14 protein-coding genes and 2 pseudogenes are annotated in these 14,371 nt (G+C 65.9%); 14 read left to right on the top strand and 2 right to left on the bottom strand.

Annotated elements, in window-relative coordinates; translation table 11 throughout:
* The 5 genes and pseudogenes from ACZ5LB_RS08055 to ACZ5LB_RS08035 all read left to right on the top strand — a co-directional run bounded on the left by ACZ5LB_RS08055 (position 1) and on the right by ACZ5LB_RS08035 (position 3,806).
* Entirely contained in the window at positions 1 to 1,107 is a 1,107-nt protein-coding gene (locus ACZ5LB_RS08055) for a DUF1349 domain-containing protein (RefSeq protein ID WP_464605668.1), read from the top strand.
* A 259-nt stretch (positions 1,108 to 1,366) separates the two neighbouring features.
* Positions 1,367 to 1,564, top strand: a pseudogene (locus ACZ5LB_RS08050) (hypothetical protein); the annotation flags it as partial.
* A 36-nt stretch (positions 1,565 to 1,600) separates the two neighbouring features.
* Positions 1,601 to 1,873: a hypothetical protein gene (locus ACZ5LB_RS08045; RefSeq protein WP_464605667.1), complete on the top strand. Its 273-nt coding sequence runs from the start codon at positions 1,601 to 1,603 to the stop codon at positions 1,871 to 1,873.
* Positions 1,874 to 2,157: 284 nt separating this feature from the next.
* A complete protein-coding gene (locus ACZ5LB_RS08040) occupies positions 2,158 to 3,327 on the top strand; it encodes an IS4 family transposase (RefSeq protein WP_464602275.1) in 1,170 nt (389 codons plus the stop codon).
* Positions 3,328 to 3,362: 35 nt separating this feature from the next.
* Positions 3,363 to 3,806: a hypothetical protein gene (locus ACZ5LB_RS08035; protein WP_464605666.1), complete on the top strand. Its 444-nt coding sequence runs from the start codon at positions 3,363 to 3,365 to the stop codon at positions 3,804 to 3,806.
* 32 nt (positions 3,807 to 3,838) lie between these two features.
* Here ACZ5LB_RS08035 and ACZ5LB_RS08030 read toward each other — a convergent pair whose 3' ends face one another.
* Positions 3,839 to 4,153: a transposase gene (locus ACZ5LB_RS08030; RefSeq protein WP_464605665.1), complete on the bottom strand. Its 315-nt coding sequence runs from the start codon at positions 4,151 to 4,153 to the stop codon at positions 3,839 to 3,841.
* A 365-nt stretch (positions 4,154 to 4,518) separates the two neighbouring features.
* Between ACZ5LB_RS08030 and ACZ5LB_RS08025 the strand changes: the two genes are divergently transcribed.
* From ACZ5LB_RS08025 to ACZ5LB_RS08010, 4 genes are all read left to right on the top strand, one after another.
* A complete protein-coding gene (locus tag ACZ5LB_RS08025) occupies positions 4,519 to 5,103 on the top strand; it encodes a hypothetical protein (RefSeq protein WP_464605664.1) in 585 nt (194 codons plus the stop codon).
* Positions 5,104 to 5,177: 74 nt separating this feature from the next.
* Complete coding sequence (locus ACZ5LB_RS08020) at positions 5,178 to 6,311, top strand: hypothetical protein (RefSeq protein WP_464605663.1); 1,134 nt, start codon at positions 5,178 to 5,180, stop codon at positions 6,309 to 6,311.
* A gap of 13 nt (positions 6,312 to 6,324) precedes the next feature.
* Complete coding sequence (locus ACZ5LB_RS08015) at positions 6,325 to 8,391, top strand: hypothetical protein (protein WP_464605662.1); 2,067 nt, start codon at positions 6,325 to 6,327, stop codon at positions 8,389 to 8,391.
* A 147-nt stretch (positions 8,392 to 8,538) separates the two neighbouring features.
* Entirely contained in the window at positions 8,539 to 9,099 is a 561-nt protein-coding gene (locus tag ACZ5LB_RS08010) for a pentapeptide repeat-containing protein (RefSeq protein ID WP_464605661.1), read from the top strand.
* On the opposite strand, the gene ACZ5LB_RS08005 is transcribed toward ACZ5LB_RS08010, so the two are convergent.
* Positions 9,083 to 9,439: an ArsR/SmtB family transcription factor gene (locus ACZ5LB_RS08005; RefSeq protein ID WP_464605660.1), complete on the bottom strand. Its 357-nt coding sequence runs from the start codon at positions 9,437 to 9,439 to the stop codon at positions 9,083 to 9,085. The two genes, ACZ5LB_RS08010 and ACZ5LB_RS08005, sit on opposite strands and share 17 nt — an antisense overlap.
* An 89-nt stretch (positions 9,440 to 9,528) precedes the next feature.
* Between ACZ5LB_RS08005 and ACZ5LB_RS08000 the strand changes: the two genes are divergently transcribed.
* The 5 genes and pseudogenes from ACZ5LB_RS08000 to epsC form a co-directional block, all read left to right on the top strand.
* Positions 9,529 to 10,821 carry a glutamate--cysteine ligase family protein gene (locus ACZ5LB_RS08000; protein ID WP_464605659.1) on the top strand — a complete coding sequence of 431 codons (1,293 nt, stop codon included), beginning with the start codon at positions 9,529 to 9,531 and terminating at the stop codon, positions 10,819 to 10,821.
* Entirely contained in the window at positions 10,796 to 11,791 is a 996-nt protein-coding gene (locus ACZ5LB_RS07995; protein ID WP_464605658.1) for a carboxylate--amine ligase, read from the top strand. The genes ACZ5LB_RS08000 and ACZ5LB_RS07995 overlap by 26 nt, the downstream gene beginning before the upstream one ends.
* A 2-nt stretch (positions 11,792 to 11,793) precedes the next feature.
* Positions 11,794 to 12,708 carry an ABC transporter ATP-binding protein gene (locus tag ACZ5LB_RS07990; RefSeq protein WP_464605657.1) on the top strand — a complete coding sequence of 305 codons (915 nt, stop codon included), beginning with the start codon at positions 11,794 to 11,796 and terminating at the stop codon, positions 12,706 to 12,708.
* The gene (locus ACZ5LB_RS07985; protein WP_464605656.1) at positions 12,701 to 13,465 is read left to right on the top strand and encodes an ABC transporter permease; all 765 of its coding nucleotides are present in this window, start codon (positions 12,701 to 12,703) and stop codon (positions 13,463 to 13,465) included. The genes ACZ5LB_RS07990 and ACZ5LB_RS07985 overlap by 8 nt, the downstream gene beginning before the upstream one ends.
* 70 nt (positions 13,466 to 13,535) lie before the next feature.
* Positions 13,536 to 14,045 (top strand): annotated as a pseudogene (epsC, locus tag ACZ5LB_RS07980) (serine O-acetyltransferase EpsC); the annotation flags it as partial.
* Positions 14,046 to 14,371: the final 326 nt, after the last annotated feature.

Here is a 14,371-nt window from a genome sequence, read left to right as displayed (position 1 = left end):
ATGGCTACCTTTACGGCACATTTCAATTTCTACCTGCCCGCCCAGGGAGACGGGATCCTGAATGGCCACACCTGGGGCTTCCAGATTAATGACAATTTTGAACTCATTGATACGATGTTCAATAATCTGCAAACGGCCAAGGCGGAACTCCCGCTTGGGGGAAGCGTGGGCCAGTACTTGGCTTGGCCCGGGACCTCATGGGGAACCCCGCCCGCGCCCAACCCAACCCACGCCAGCTCGCACGTCCCAGGGGGATCGGACGCGCTGCCGTGGAGTAGCATCCACGGGCGGGGCACCACGGCTGCGAAGCCTGCCGCGAGTGCCGCGAACGCGAACTACCTCTACTTCGACACCGATCTATCCAAGCTCCAGATCTCCAACGGCACCGCGTGGGTCGATTACGAAGGCGCGTCGGGCTCGGGTGGAGGCGGGACAGGAGCCGGGCCTTGGGTGTACTGGGATCCTCGGGTTCCTCCCGCCATCCCCAGCGCGCTGGATGACGAGTTCTCGACTGCGGGTGCGGTGGATGCCAAGTGGACAACCGTGAACTGGTCGACCCCGGCGATCAAGGACGTGAACACGACGGTTCCACTGTCGCTGTACATGAAGCTCACGACCACGGGCTACACCATCCCCTGTGTGCTGCAGCCCATCCCCACCGGGGACTTCACGGTCTACACCAGGGTGCAGGGCCAGTCGGAGGCCACCAACACCTCCAATGCGGGCGGCGGGATCATCCTGACCAACGGCACAACGGCAGGCGCCGGGAGCCAGGTGATGCTCAATTCCCTGAGCACGGGCCTCGCCCAGGCGTGGCTCTACACGTGGTCAAATTTCAACGCCGCGGGCAGCCAGCAGTTCCTGCGCGCCGAGATCGTGCGGTACCTGCGCGTCCGCCGGATCTCCGGCGCCTACACCTGGGGCACCTCGGAGGACGGGAAAACCTGGACGAACTACGCCTACAACCCAGCGTTCACGCCGACCCATTTCGGGCTGTTCGGGTACTGCAACCAGACTGGGAGCGTCCACACCAGTTTCGATTTTTTCCGCTACTTCCCGAGCGGCTCCGCCCTCCTGGGTGCTGCCCTCAGTGTTAATCGGGCATAGGCGGACCCTAGGTCACACCTGCCCTCCGACATCCACTTTTAATGCGCCAAAAATTTTTAACCCTTAAAAAAAAATGGCGCATTTCGATGAAAAAAAAATGGCGTGTTACAATTGGACGATTGACCATCAAGGGCTTGGTGGGCGTGTGAGCGCTGGGCGAGGGCTGGATAGAGTCCCAGAGAGTGGTGTAAGAGCCGGGTAGGCAGACCGATGGCCAGAGGAAGGGTGGCGGGTCTTGTGGGCCTGGGCAAGGCTTTGGTGGTGCGCCGTGGCCACCTATGTCCTGGTAGTCATTGCCAAGAAGGAGATGCAAATCGAGGCCTCCATGTACGCTTTGCTCCAGGTCTTTTCTGTTTCCGTCTTCGAGAAAACTGAGCTATGGCGCGCTTTTGTGGGGCCAGAACCCCAAACTGACACTGGGTGGATATCTAAGCCTCTGTTTCCATTAGAGATATAATCGGACACTAGTGCTGCGGATGTAAAAGTTGCTCACTTGAATATGCTTGCAGAAGAAGGTAAGTTGCTAAAGGCGGATGTCAATAGAACGGAAAAGGCAGCTGAAACATGGAAGGCTGCTGGAAATATAGCGACAAATGGATCAGATCTAGATCACTTGCATGATCTTCGGTTGGGCGGAAAACGAAAAGATGTTGGCAATTTGGGTTCGCTCGACGCTAGTGTATATGAAAGTTTGGGTAGCCAGATTGGGAATCAGTTGAGAAATATGGAAAACGGTGCTCATGTAAAAAGTGTAAAAATCGAATAGATATATAGGTGGATTATGGATAAAATTGAAAAGAAATATTCAATTGATCATGTCGGGCGCATGCTGGCTGATCGGCTTGAATCCATTGACTATAATTCAATAATTGCCAATTTTGGAGGAATGATATTTGAAGATGGATTGTATAGAATCACTGGCGTCTGGTTCCCTAACGCATCTTTCTGAAAAGCGCCTGTAATTTCAACGCGATCCCGGCGCAAAACCTTGGTGTCGATTTGAAACGGCGTTTGCGCAGTGCCCCCAGGATGGTGTAGAGGGGGTCGCCGATGAATTCGGGCAAGACGCTTTTCGCCCAACTGATGGCCTGGGTGCCATGGACCAGCTTCGACCGAATCGTTCGGCGACACCAGGGAGACTACGGCGTTCGCACCTTCCCGTGCACCGAGCAGTTCCGGGCCATGGCCTTCGTGCAGCTCACCTGGCGCGAAAGCCTGCGCGACCTGGAGGCATGCCTGGCCGCCCATCCCAACAAACTCTATGGCATGGGCTTCCGCCAGCCAGTTCGCCGCTCCACGCTGGCGGATGCGCTTGAACAGCGCGACTGGCGAATATGGGCGGAACTGGCCCAGCTCCTCATCAACAAGGCCCGCAAGCTCTACGCCGGGGATGACCTGGGCCTGGACCTCGAAGCCACGGTCTACGCCCTGGATTCCACCACGATCGACCTGTGCATGACGCTCTTCCCCTGGGCCCACTTCCGCAGCACGAAGTCGGCCGTGAAGCTCCACACAATGATTGACTTGCGTGGCTCGATCCCGACTTTCATCCACATCAGCACGGGCAAGATGGCCGATGTGCGGGTCCTGGACATCCTTCCCGTCGAGCCGGGTGCCTTCTATGTCATGGATCGAGGCTACATCGATTTCGCCCGCCTCCATCGGTTCCAAGCGAGCGGCGCGTTCTTCGTGACACGCGCCAAGGTGGGCATGGATGCCCGGCGCCTGCGTTCTGCGCCCTCCGACCGGGAACAGGGCGTGATCTGCGACCAACACATCGCGCTGAACGGCCATTACGCCTCGCGGGGTTATCCCGAGCCACTGCGCCGCGTGCGCTTTCGAGACCCGGAGACGGGCAAGACGCTGGTCTTCCTGACCAACAACATGGCCCTCCCAGCCCTGACGATTTGCGCCCTCTACAAGAAACGGTGGATGGTGGAGCTGTTCTTCAAGTGGATCAAGCAGCACCTGCGGATCAAGCGGTTCCTGGGCACTAGCGAGAACGCCGTCAAGTCGCAGGTTTGGTGCGCCGTGGCCACCTATGCCCTGATCGCTATCGCCAAGAAGGAACTGCAAATCGAGGCCTCCATGTACACTTTGCTCCAGGTCTTTTCAGTTTCCGTCTTCGAGAAAACCGAGCTTCGGCGCGCCTTTGCGGAGCCCGAACCCCAAAACGACAATGGGTGGATCTCTAAACCATTGTTTCCGCTGGAGATCTAACCGGACACTAGTGGTATAGAATATTTGATAATGATATGGCGCTTCGTTTGGGTGAATCAATTTTACCTAATTTTGAATATCTTGGTCAAATCAGGCTTTTTGGATGTGACTGGTTGGGCAGGCTGTTTGGTGAATTTTGTAATGGCAATGAAGTTTCTGTGCTTTTGTTTTCTCATCACTCCATGGATGTATATAAAATTCCATGCGATATTTCAACCTTTCATAATGATGTTCTAAGTGATCAAGCAAGTCAGGGGCTCGAGATTGAATTGTGGAAAACCTGGATAAATTCAAATAGGTCCAGGCCTTTATCGGCAGGAGAGTGCGTTTCTTTGAAGCAGTATTTATTTATTGGTGGAGAATTGGCTATGAGTAATTTGGATCTATCAAATATTGAGGTTGATTGGGATATTGCAATGCAGATGTTTAGATCTGTCAATGGTATTGATGATGGTGACCCTGTTTATGTCATAAATTGATTCAAGTCTGATGGTGATTTGTGTAACTGGATTCAGATCGCTTTTCCCTCAAGATTCCCCGCCTCTACCAGGAGCGTCAGGGCACTCCAGGGCATCTCCTCCCGCGTCAGCTCGTCGGAAAGGTTGAAGGTGTACTTGAGGAGTTGGAGGCCGGCCATGAGCAGGGTCGGGACCGCAGACCTGCCGTTGTTGGGGCAGGACATGGGCCGGAATTCTGCGGCGATGGCACCCCAATCGATGGCCGCTGCAAGGCGGACCAGTTCGTGGTTCATGTCCAGGGCCAGGTCCAGGCGCATGGTCGCCATCAGGGGGCGTTCGTGGGTTGGTGCCTTGGGCTTGGGGTTCACCCTGAGATCCTGGTGAGACCTACTGCCAAGGGTGTGAGGGAAGGTCGGGATGAGGTGCTGGACAAGGCTTTAGCCTTTGTGGGAAAAGACTGAAAAAATCCCCTCAGCCGGGCCCCGACCTTCGCGCCTTCCTGGCCGAACCTCCCCGGGATGAGAAGAAGCCTCGCCGCCTTCCGCCGGAAGGGAAGGTGGAGCAACGGATCTCCGTACCGCTTCCGGCCAAGACGCCCGAGGTGGCGCCGCCCACGGGCAGCGCAAGGGTTCAAGCTTCATTCCTACCCCTCGACAAGGCCCCGGGAACCCCACGGCGATAATAACCATTAATAGCCGTGGCCTCTTCGTGCCCACCCTTGTCGAGGTCTCCCATGCGCTTTCCCCGCTCCATCGTCGTGCCCCTCCTGCTCCTGGGCGCCCTGCCCGCCGTGGCGGACGTCAGTCTGACCAACCGAACCCGCGCCGACGTGCGCGTGGACCTGAAGGAGGTCAATCCCGACCACGGGTCGCTCATCCTGATCGTCGATCCCCCCCGGGTCCCCGGCGCCCCGCGCCCGGCCTGGGGTGCGGAGGAGAACCCCGGCGACCGCGCCGGGTCGGTCATCCACGGCATCTACGAAAAGGATGTCAAATTCACGAGGAACCGGATCAACCTTCCCCCGGGCGCCACCCTCCTGATCCAGGCCGGGTACCGGGAGCGGAAGGAGGCGCACACCCAGTTGGTCTCCTTCACCGTCGCGAAGGTCCGGCGCTCGGGAACCACGCCTCCCCAGGAGGTCATCTACTCCGGGACCCTCGCGAACAATCCCGGCGTCCAGGCAGAACTGACCCTGATGCCGGACCTTACGAGTCCGATGGGCCTCGCCTCCGGCCCCCTCAGCCTGACCCTCCGGGAACAGGGCGGCGCCCATTACGACCTTAAGGACGAGTCGGACAGCCTCTGCGCGATTCTCTGATGCCCCGTGATGACTCGCATCCGCCTGGAGCCAGCCCCCTGAAGCCCTCGGCATCCCTGATCTGGAGATCATCCGTGCGCCCATCCTTCCTCTGGTTATTCCGCGCGGCGGTGGGTGCCGCCTCCGGCCTTGGGCCCCTCCATGCGGACGGCGAAGCCCTTCTGCTCAACCAGACTTCCCAGGTCCTGACCATCTACCGCGCCCCGACCCCCAACCGCGCCTTGGAGCACCGCAGCGTGGAACTCCTGGGCTCCGTGGCGGCGGACCAGCCGGTGGTCCTCGAGGCCCGCTTCCAACCGGCGCCCGGCTCGACCCTTACGGTGAACCCGGGTGCCACCGCCACCTTCCGCTGGGCCGGGGCCGCGCCCGCGGGCAGCCTCTACCACCTTGGCATCCGGGTGGGCACCGACGGGATCCCGTGCTTTCTCGCCTACCGTCCCACCGGATCGGCCACGGAAGGGCACCTGGTTCCCCACCAGGAGTCTCGCATCTGGCCCCGCCTCGGGGTGATCGTGAAGGGCGGGCAGGTCGTCCAGACTTTCCTGGGCACGGAAGCGCCGAAGGAGCCCGGCGGGGTTGAGGCCGCCCTTCAGGAGGTGGACCCGGATCTGGACCCCTTGGCCCCGCCGGGGCCCCACTTCTACACCAAGCGCCGGCCCGTCCCGGCCCGGTTCATCCGGTTCATCGACGAGGCGAAGGCGGAGCCAGGGGAGGCCTCCTCGTCCACCTCCAGCCTGGAGCCGTGCCTGCCCGTGTTCGTGGTCAACCTCTCCACGGTGGATGTGTGGCTTACTCTGCCCCGCGGCGAAGGGTCGGCGCCGGGCCCCCTGTTCCTGACCCAGGAACTGCCCGCCGCCGGCAGCCCCGTCCTGGGGTCCTGGCGTTCCGCGTCCCGGGAGAACCCGGGTCCCCTGCGCATCCCCGCCAAGGCCACGCTGGCCCTCGCCCTGGCCGGGCCGGAGGCGAAGGGCGGCCCCTTCCTGCTGACCCTGACCAAGGCGGGCGTGGACCAAGCCTGCCACGTCCTCCACGCCGTGGACGGAAACGGCAAGGCCGGGCTCCAGCCCATGGACCCGGCGGATGCCGTCCTCCTGGAGGAAAGCGGTTCCCCGACCGACCTGATCATCATCGACGACACCAACTTCAAGCCTTCCGCGCCCGGGACGGAGCTGAAGGCCCCGCCACCGACGCCCCGTACCAAGGAATGAGGGAGAAATGAGCTTGAAAACGTTAACGGTCATTGACCGGGGCCGCCGGGCTGCCTCGGCCCTGGTGTACTCGGCACTGGCGGTCCTGGGTACGTCTCCCTGCCAGGGCGGGAACCTGGTGTTCGCCGTGCGGAACGATTCCCCGGTTCCCTGGGAATTGGTGGACGAAACGCCACGGCGGGCGCCTTCGTCCTACCACCTGGCCCTGGTGGCCCCGGACCCTGGAACCAGGCAACCGGGTCCCCAGTGGGTGTGGCCCGACACCGCCAGGTTCCTGGTGGCCCCCGGTGAAACCTTGACCTTCGCGGCCGAATCCTTGCCCGACCATTGGGAGGGACTCCGGATCGGCCTCCAGTCCGGACCGGGCAGCACCCAGGCCCCCGTGGCCGGTGCGCGCCTGGAACTGCCCATTCCGTACCGCTCCTGGACGGAGGCCGCGGATCCGGATTGGCAGGCCCTGCCGGAGAACGCCTTCTGCATCCGGGGAAACGGTTCCTTCTCCTTGGATACCCCACGAGGATCGTTTGGCAAACGCTTCCACAAGATTCGGAAGGAGCCTCCTTCGCCGGCCCCGGTGGCCAACCGGGACCCCGGAGCCTCCCGGGGCAGGAAACGCCCCGCGACACAGCGAGCCAGGGGCGCCGGGGGCACCTGGGAGAAGGCGACCGGGATCTGTCCGTGCTTGACGGTGGCCAACCGGTCCCGGCAGACCTGGCATGCGGCCGTCCTCACCCGGCGCGGCGCCGAGCCCCCGGCCGCCATGCTCCACGAACAGGAAGCCAAGGGTTCCACCCCCGCAAGCGTGGCCGGCTTCAGCCGGAAGCGCCGGGCCCTGGATTGGGAATACGGCTTCTCCATTCCACCCGGGGGCGAGCTCGAATTGAACGTGGACGACACGATGGGGGTCAGGATCAAGGACCGGGACCAGCAGAACCCCCGGGGGGCCGTGGTGCGGTTCGAGGAGGCCTCCGCCGGCCAGGCCATCCTGCGGTTCAGCAGGAATCCCAAGGCCCTGCCCACGTCCGGTTCAGTGCTGCGCCTGCAGGGGAATCGGCTGGAGATCCTGGCGGACCACTGGCGGGCCCCGGCGCTGCACCCGGGTGATCCATCCACCCCCTCCTCCCAGACGCCCCTTCCGCTCCTTCCGTCCTTGCCGCCCTTGCCGCCTCCGGCGCTCCCGCTTCCGGAGCCGCCCGTCCAGGCCGGGACGACCGGAACCCCGTCGTTGGTTCAGGCGTTGGAGGAACCGGACGCGGGGGATTCGCCCGTCATGGATGGCCCGCGGGTTCCGGCGACTCCGAATCCGGCCGGCAGCCCCGGCGATTCGCCCCGCCAAGCCGCCACGGCCCCGCCGGCCGAGGCCAAGGACCCGAACCCGACCGATGCGCTACGCGGGGACCTGGCCGAGAGCCGGATGTTCCTGGGCCACGATGAGGGACAAGCCCTGGCCACCCTCCTGGGCCTGACGCTCGATGTCCACATGATCCTGGAAGACCGGTCGGGTCCGCGGACCGACGACCAGGGACGCACCGTGATCGGCATCCGCTCGCGGTTCGGCACCGGCAATCAGCCGGCCCCGCGCCATGACGGCCTGGCCCTGCTCAGCGTGCAGCGGCACTATACGGTGCTCCGCCCGGCCTTTCCGGCGGAGGTGGCCCGCTACGTCACCACCAGCGGCCTGCCCTGCGTGGAGATCACCCGGCCGGACCCGGGGAGCGTGGGCCCCGCGCCACGGGTGCCGGTGATCCCCAGCGACGGCCACTGCATGATCTCGTCGCTGCACTACCTGATCCACGGCGAGGTGCCGAGCCCGGAGCAGGTGTGGGCGTACCGCCGGCGCGTGGCCGACAGCCTGGCCCCCGAGGTCCTGGCCGCCCTGGCCAAGGAGTTGGCCGAGGACGTCCTGAAGGAAGGGAGGCCCCTGCTGCCGGGCGGCTGTTTCGCGGGGTTGGGTCCCAGGTTTTCCCAGTCCCTGCTGGCCGATCCCGAGTGGAGGTCGCGGTACGAGTGCCAGAAGGAGGCCGAGATGCTCGTGGAAATGGGGTCGTGCTCGTTGCCGGAGGGTGCCCTGGGCAGCTAAACGCCGCAGCGCTTTGCGAGCAGTCGCCTCCGCTCCACAGCTTCGGTAAAGTGAAAAGGTATGCGCCCCCCTTCCTCCTCCCCGTCCCCAGCCGGACGCGCCGCGGGTTCCCTTCCGTTCGCGGAGGACGCGAGGCTCGAGGCGGAGATGAAATTCGAGCGGGTCGCGTTCGAGGGGCCGGACTTCGGGGGCCAGACGGCGGACATGGTTTCCTTCCAGGGGTGTTCGCTGGAGCGGGCCTGTTTCGCCGACGGGGTCCTGCCCAAGGTCGACTTCACGGACACCGTCCTGGATGCCTGCGACATGGCCAACGCCACCTGGGAGAAGGCGCATTTCGGGTCCGTGCGGCTCAACGGGTGCCGGATGGTCGGCCTGGACCTCACGGGGGCGCTGTTCCGGAACACCGTCCTCACGGGCTGCAACGCGTCGTTCGCCCACTTCCGGGAAGCCTCCTTCCACCACGTGCGCTTCCAGGACTGCAACCTGCGCGGCAGTTCCTTCCAGGGCGCGGACCTGAGGGGCGCGTCGTTCCGCGGGTGCGACCTCGGGGAATGCCAGCTGTCCTTTGCCCGCCTGGGAGGCGCCGATTTCCGCGGGGCCGAGATCAAGGGCATCCGCGTGCGCATCGAGGACCTGAAGGGCCTGATCGTCGATGCGGTCCAGGCGGCCTACCTGTCCGGGCTCATGGGGCTCAAGGTGCTTCCGTGACGCAGGCGTTCCCGGTGCAGGCCGGAGCCGCGCCCCAGCGGGTGGCCAGGCCCTGGGTGAAGGCGGCCAGGGCCTCCTCGTTGATGGCGTAGTACACCCACTTGCCCCGGCGCTGCTCCTTCACCAGGCCGGCGGCCCTCAGCTGCGCGAGGTGGTAGGCCAGCTTGGAATGGGCCAGGCCGCCCAGTTCCGCGGCGAGGTCGCAGGCGCACACCCAGATGGGCGCATCGGGATTCTGGGGCGAGCAGCAGGGTTTGGAGCGGCCCGCGGCCAGCAGGTCCAGGACCTTCAGCCGGAGGGGATCCCCCAGGGCGGCCGCGATGGTGACGAGTTCATCCATGCCTAGAATCATAGGGCGGTTGGGATTCATTTCAACTTTTCTTGACATGTCAAAAAAAGTTGACATATTTGTCCCTGGAGACCCTGGCCATGGACCGAAACGCGACGAAGCCCTTCCTGGATTTCCGTTGGGGCGTGGAGCGGGAGACCCACCGGATGCTGCCGGAGGGCCGGCTCAGCCTCCGGCCCCATCCCGAGGCCCTCCGGCCGCCCCGGTTCACCCGGGATTTCGCCGAAGGCATGCTGGAGATCGTCACCGACCCGTTCCCCACCCTGGATGGGGTCCTGGATGAGCTCGAGGCCCTGACCGGGCAGGCCCAGGCGGCCGTGCGCCCCGAGCTGCTTTGGCCGTTCAGCATGCCCCCCCGCCTTCCGGAGGATGCCCACATCCCCGTGGCGGCCCTGGGCCGGCGGGCGGTGCTCTACCGGCAAGGGCTGGCCCTCCGGTACGGCAAGGCGCGGCAGATGATCTGCGGCGTGCATCTCAACACCTCGTTCGGGCCGGCCCTGGAGGCGTGGCTCGCCCGGAACGCCCCGCTGGCCGAGGGCGAAGACAGCTTCCAGATCCGGCTGGCCCGCAATCTATACGAGGACCTGGCCTGGTTCTCCATCCTGTTCGGGGCCTCGCCGGTGGCCGGCGACGGGGGGCCCCTGGCCCTTTCCCACCGCAACGGGCCGCGCGGCTATGCCCGGGCCGGGTTCCTGCCCTACCTGGACCTCACCTCCACGCAGGCCTACGTGGCGGGGATCCGCCGGGGCCTGGCGACGGTCTCCCCCGGGTTCTCGGCCCTGGGCCTGGCCCGGGACGGCCAGGTGCTCCAGCTCAACGGCAACGTCTTCCAGACGGAGAAGGAGTTCTACGCGCCCATCCGCATGCGCGGGGCGGCCCGGGACGGGGAGACGGGGCTCCAGGCCCTGGCGCGCCGGGGCGTGGGGTACCTGGAGCTGCGGTTCCTGGACGTGGACCCCTTCACGGCCTCGGGGGTCTCCCGGGACGGCCTGCGGCTGCTGCACCTGTTCATCCTGGACGGCCTGGCCCGGCCCACGGCGCCCCGGCCCCCGGCGGCGCTGGGCGAGGACCTGGACCGGGCCGCGGCCGCCGCCCGCATGGATCCGGGCGCCGTGGACTCGGGACCCCTGGGGGCGCGGCTGGACCAGCTGGAACGGTGGGCCCGGGCGCTGGACGCCCTGGAACCCGGCGGGCACTACGGCCGGGCTCTGGATGGCTACCGGGCCCGGGCGGCCGCGCCGGGGCAGCTGCCTTCGGCGCGGCTGGCGGCGCTGTTCGGCGCCTCGGGGCTGGACTGGACCGCCTTCGGCCTGGAGTACGCGAACGCATTCTCGAAAGGAGCGAACCATGAAATGGACTACGCCTGGGTTTGAGCACCTGGAACTCTCCACCCAGCTGGTGATCCGGGAGGCCCAGGCCCGGGGCCACGCGGTGGAGGTGCTGGACGCGGCCTCCAACTTCATCCGCGTGCGGGGCGCGGGGCGGGTGGAATACCTGCGCCAGGCCACCCGCACCTCCGCGGACACCTACATCAGCCCCCTCATCATGGAGAACAAGAAGGTCACCAAGCTCCTCCTGGCCGAAGCCGGCATCCGGGTTCCGGAAGGCCGCGACTACGTCGGGCTGGACGCGGCCCGGGCCGACTTTCCGCTGTGGCGGCCCCGGGGCACGGTGGTGAAGCCCAACAGCACCAATTTCGGCATCGGGGTTTCCATGCTGCCGGCGCCGGTGGCCGAGGAGGACTACGTGAAGGCGGTGGCGGCGGCCCTGGAGGCCGACGGCACCGTCCTCGTGGAGGCGCTGCTCCCGGGCCGGGAATTCCGCTTCCTGGTGATCGGGGACGCGGTGCGGGCCATCCTGCACCGCGTGCCGGCCCGCGTCCAGGGCGACGGCGCGCATTCCATCGCCGACCTCATCGCCCTGAAGAACGAGGACCCCCTGCGGGGCAAGGGCTACCGGAGCCCCCTGGAGAAGCTGCGCATGGGGCCGGAGGAGGCGGCGCACCTGCGCCTGGCCGGGCTCACCTTCGCGTCCGTGCCGGAGGCGGGCCGCGAGGTGGAGCTGAGGCCCAATTCCAACATCAGCACCGGCGGGGACAGCCTGGACTTCACGGACCTGATCCATCCCGGCTATGGGGACCTGGCGGTGGCCGCGGCCGCGGCCGTGGGGGCGCGCATCTGCGGCGTGGACATGCTGATCGAGGACGTGGACCGCGAACCCGCCGCCGCCAACTACGGCGTCATCGAACTGAACTTCAACCCGGCCCTGCACATCCACGACTTCCCGTTCCGGGGGGAGAACCGCCGCGTGGAGCGGCACGTCCTGGACCTCCTGGAGCTGTGACCATGCTGACCCTCGACGGCCTCACCAAGACCTACCGCGGCGCCGCCCGGCCCGCCCTGGACGCCGTGGACCTGCGGGTGGAGCCCGGCGCCTTCCTGGCCCTCCTGGGGCCCAACGGCGCGGGCAAATCGACCCTCGTCAACATCCTCTCCGGGCGCTGCGAGCCGGACTGGGGCACCGTGCACGTGGCGGGCCGGCCCCTGACGGCGTCGGACCCGGAGCTGCGCACCCTCATCGGCATCGTGCCCCAGGAGATCCGCTTCGATTACGTCTTCACCGTGGAGGAGCTCCTGCGCATGGAGCTGGGCTTCTACGGCCTGCGCGCCGACGAGGCGCGCCTGGCGTTCCTCCTGGAGCGCCTTTCCCTGGCCCCCAAGCGCCGGGAGAAGGTCCGCAGCCTTTCGGGGGGCATGCAGCGGCGCCTCATGATCGCCCGGGCCCTGGTGCACCGGCCGCGGCTGCTGCTCCTGGACGAGCCCACCGCCGGGGTGGACCTGAACCTCCGGCGCGACCTGCATGGCTTCCTGCGCGAACTGAACGGGGAGGGGCTGACCATCCTGCTCACCACCCACTACCTGGAGGAGGCCGAGGAACTGTGCGGCCGGATCGTGGTGCTGGACGAGGGCCGGATCGTGGCCGACCAGGGCCGGGAGGCCTTCCTGGGCATGGCCGGGGACCACCTCACCCTGGACATCCAGACGCGGGTGGAGGCCCGGGTGCGGGGCCTGTTCGAGCTCGGGGGCGTGACCGCCGAAGCGGGCCCCGGCCTGCGCGTGGTGTTCCCCCGGTCCGCCCGGGAGTCGGTCCTGGCCACCCTGGCCGAGGCCTCGCCCCTGGTGGATTCGTTCCAGATCCTCCGGCCCCGGCTGGAGGACGTCTTCCTGAAACTCACCGGCAAGGGGGCCCGCCTTGCATAGCCCATGGATCGCCTTCCGGACCCTCTTCCTGCGCGAGGTGATGCGCTACCTGAAACTGGCGGTGCAGACGCTCGTGGCGCCGTTCCTGTCCAACCTGCTCTTCCTCAGCATCTTCGGGGGGCTCATGGCCTCGCGGAGCAGCGGGCCCGGAGGGGGCCCCTACCTGCGGTTCCTGGTGCCGGGACTGGTGGTCATGGGCACGTTCCTGTCGGCCTTCCAGAACCCGCTGTTCTCCCTGGTGGCCATGAAATACCAGAACACCCTCCAGGACCTGAGCCAGTACCCGCTGTCCACGGCGTCGAAATTCGCCGCCTTCGCCCTGGCCGGGGCCCTGCGGGGCTTCCTGGTGGGCCTCATGACCTACGCCGCCGCGGGCCTGTTCGTGGGCTACCACCTGCACCAGGCTGGCCTCTTCTGGGCCTTCCTGGCCGTCACGGCCTTCGTGGCCGCCTCGGGCGGCATCGTGGCCGGGCTGCTCCTGGATTCCTTCGAGAAGACCAACTTCCTGGTGGCCCTCGTCCTGACGCCGGCGATGTTCCTGGCGGGGGTCTTCCAGGCCGCCGGAACCTCGCACCGGCTGGACCTCATCGCCCGGTTCAACCCGCTGGCCGGACTCGTGGGCCAGGGCAGGGGGCTCTTCCTGGGGGCCGGGGGGCCCGAACCGTTAACCCTGTTCCTGGGCGCGGCCTTCGGCGCGGCGTCCGTCGCCCTGGCCCTCTGGGCCGTGGGCTCCCGCAAGGGCATGAAGATCGAATAAGGAGCGTGCCATGAACGCCGCCGCATGCTGTGCAATCACCTACCCGCCTCACTTTCCGGCCCTGCGCCGGCTGCCCTACTTCCTTTCCGACGCCGCGGCCATTTGGCGCCGGGACCCCGCCCTGCGGGGCGGCGCCCTTAAGGCCCTGGAGATCATCCTCTACGCCTCCTTCTGGGCCATGCTCCTCCACCGCATCGCCCACGCCCTGCACGCCCTGGGCCTTCCCTTCGTACCCAGGCTGATGAGCCAGGTCGCCCGGTTCCTCACGGGCATCGAGATCCATCCAGGCGCCGTGATCGGGCGCGGGCTGTTCATCGACCACGGCATGGGGGTGGTCATCGGCGAGACGGCCATCGTGGGGGAGGATGTCCTGCTGTACCACGGCGTGACCCTGGGCGGCGTGGATGACAGGCCGGGCCGCCGGCACCCCCGCCTGGGCAACGGGGTCCTGGTGGGAGCGGGAGCGAAGGTGCTGGGCCCCGTGACCGTGGGCGACGGGGCCCGCATCGGGGCCCAGTCCGTGGTGCTGGCCTCCGTGCCGCCCGGGCGGACGGCGGTGGGGGCCCCTGCCCGAATCGTGTGACGCGACTCGGGCGGCCCCGGGGAGCTTGCCAGGAAGGGTTCCGCTTCAGACATCTCGTGTTCTCGACATTCTCAAGATGTCTGAAGTCTTCTGCTGCCGACCCGTTACCCGGTGAATCCGGCAGACTCCATCGAAGGGCCTTATCGCCGAGGCGCCGAGGCGCCGGGGTTCGCCGAGAAAAGAACTTCTTTTAATCGGCGATCCTCGGCGTCTTCGGCGCCTCGGCGATAAGCTTTTCGTTTCGAACCGCCTCGATAAGGGGTACAGGACGGCCTTCGACCACCCGTCCCAAGCCCCTTTCCAAGCGCATGCCAGATTAAGTG

This window comes from Mesoterricola sp. MK458, from assembly GCF_055384935.1.
The sequence above is the reverse complement of the archived record's forward strand: the minus strand, read 5'-3'. Positions and strand labels throughout refer to the sequence as shown.

Coding starts and splice junctions, on each gene's coding strand:
- ACZ5LB_RS08040 (WP_464602275.1), top strand. CDS start 2,158: ATGAATTCGGGCAAGACGCTTTTCGCCCAACTGATGGCCTGGGTGCCA.
- ACZ5LB_RS08010 (WP_464605661.1), top strand. CDS start 8,539: ATGAAATTCGAGCGGGTCGCGTTCGAGGGGCCGGACTTCGGGGGCCAG.
- ACZ5LB_RS07990 (WP_464605657.1), top strand. CDS start 11,794: ATGCTGACCCTCGACGGCCTCACCAAGACCTACCGCGGCGCCGCCCGG.
- ACZ5LB_RS08055 (WP_464605668.1), top strand. CDS start 1: ATGGCTACCTTTACGGCACATTTCAATTTCTACCTGCCCGCCCAGGGA.
- ACZ5LB_RS08025 (WP_464605664.1), top strand. CDS start 4,519: ATGCGCTTTCCCCGCTCCATCGTCGTGCCCCTCCTGCTCCTGGGCGCC.
- ACZ5LB_RS07995 (WP_464605658.1), top strand. CDS start 10,796: ATGAAATGGACTACGCCTGGGTTTGAGCACCTGGAACTCTCCACCCAG.
- ACZ5LB_RS08000 (WP_464605659.1), top strand. CDS start 9,529: ATGGACCGAAACGCGACGAAGCCCTTCCTGGATTTCCGTTGGGGCGTG.
- ACZ5LB_RS08005 (WP_464605660.1), bottom strand. CDS start 9,439: ATGGATGAACTCGTCACCATCGCGGCCGCCCTGGGGGATCCCCTCCGG.
- ACZ5LB_RS08035 (WP_464605666.1), top strand. CDS start 3,363: ATGGCGCTTCGTTTGGGTGAATCAATTTTACCTAATTTTGAATATCTT.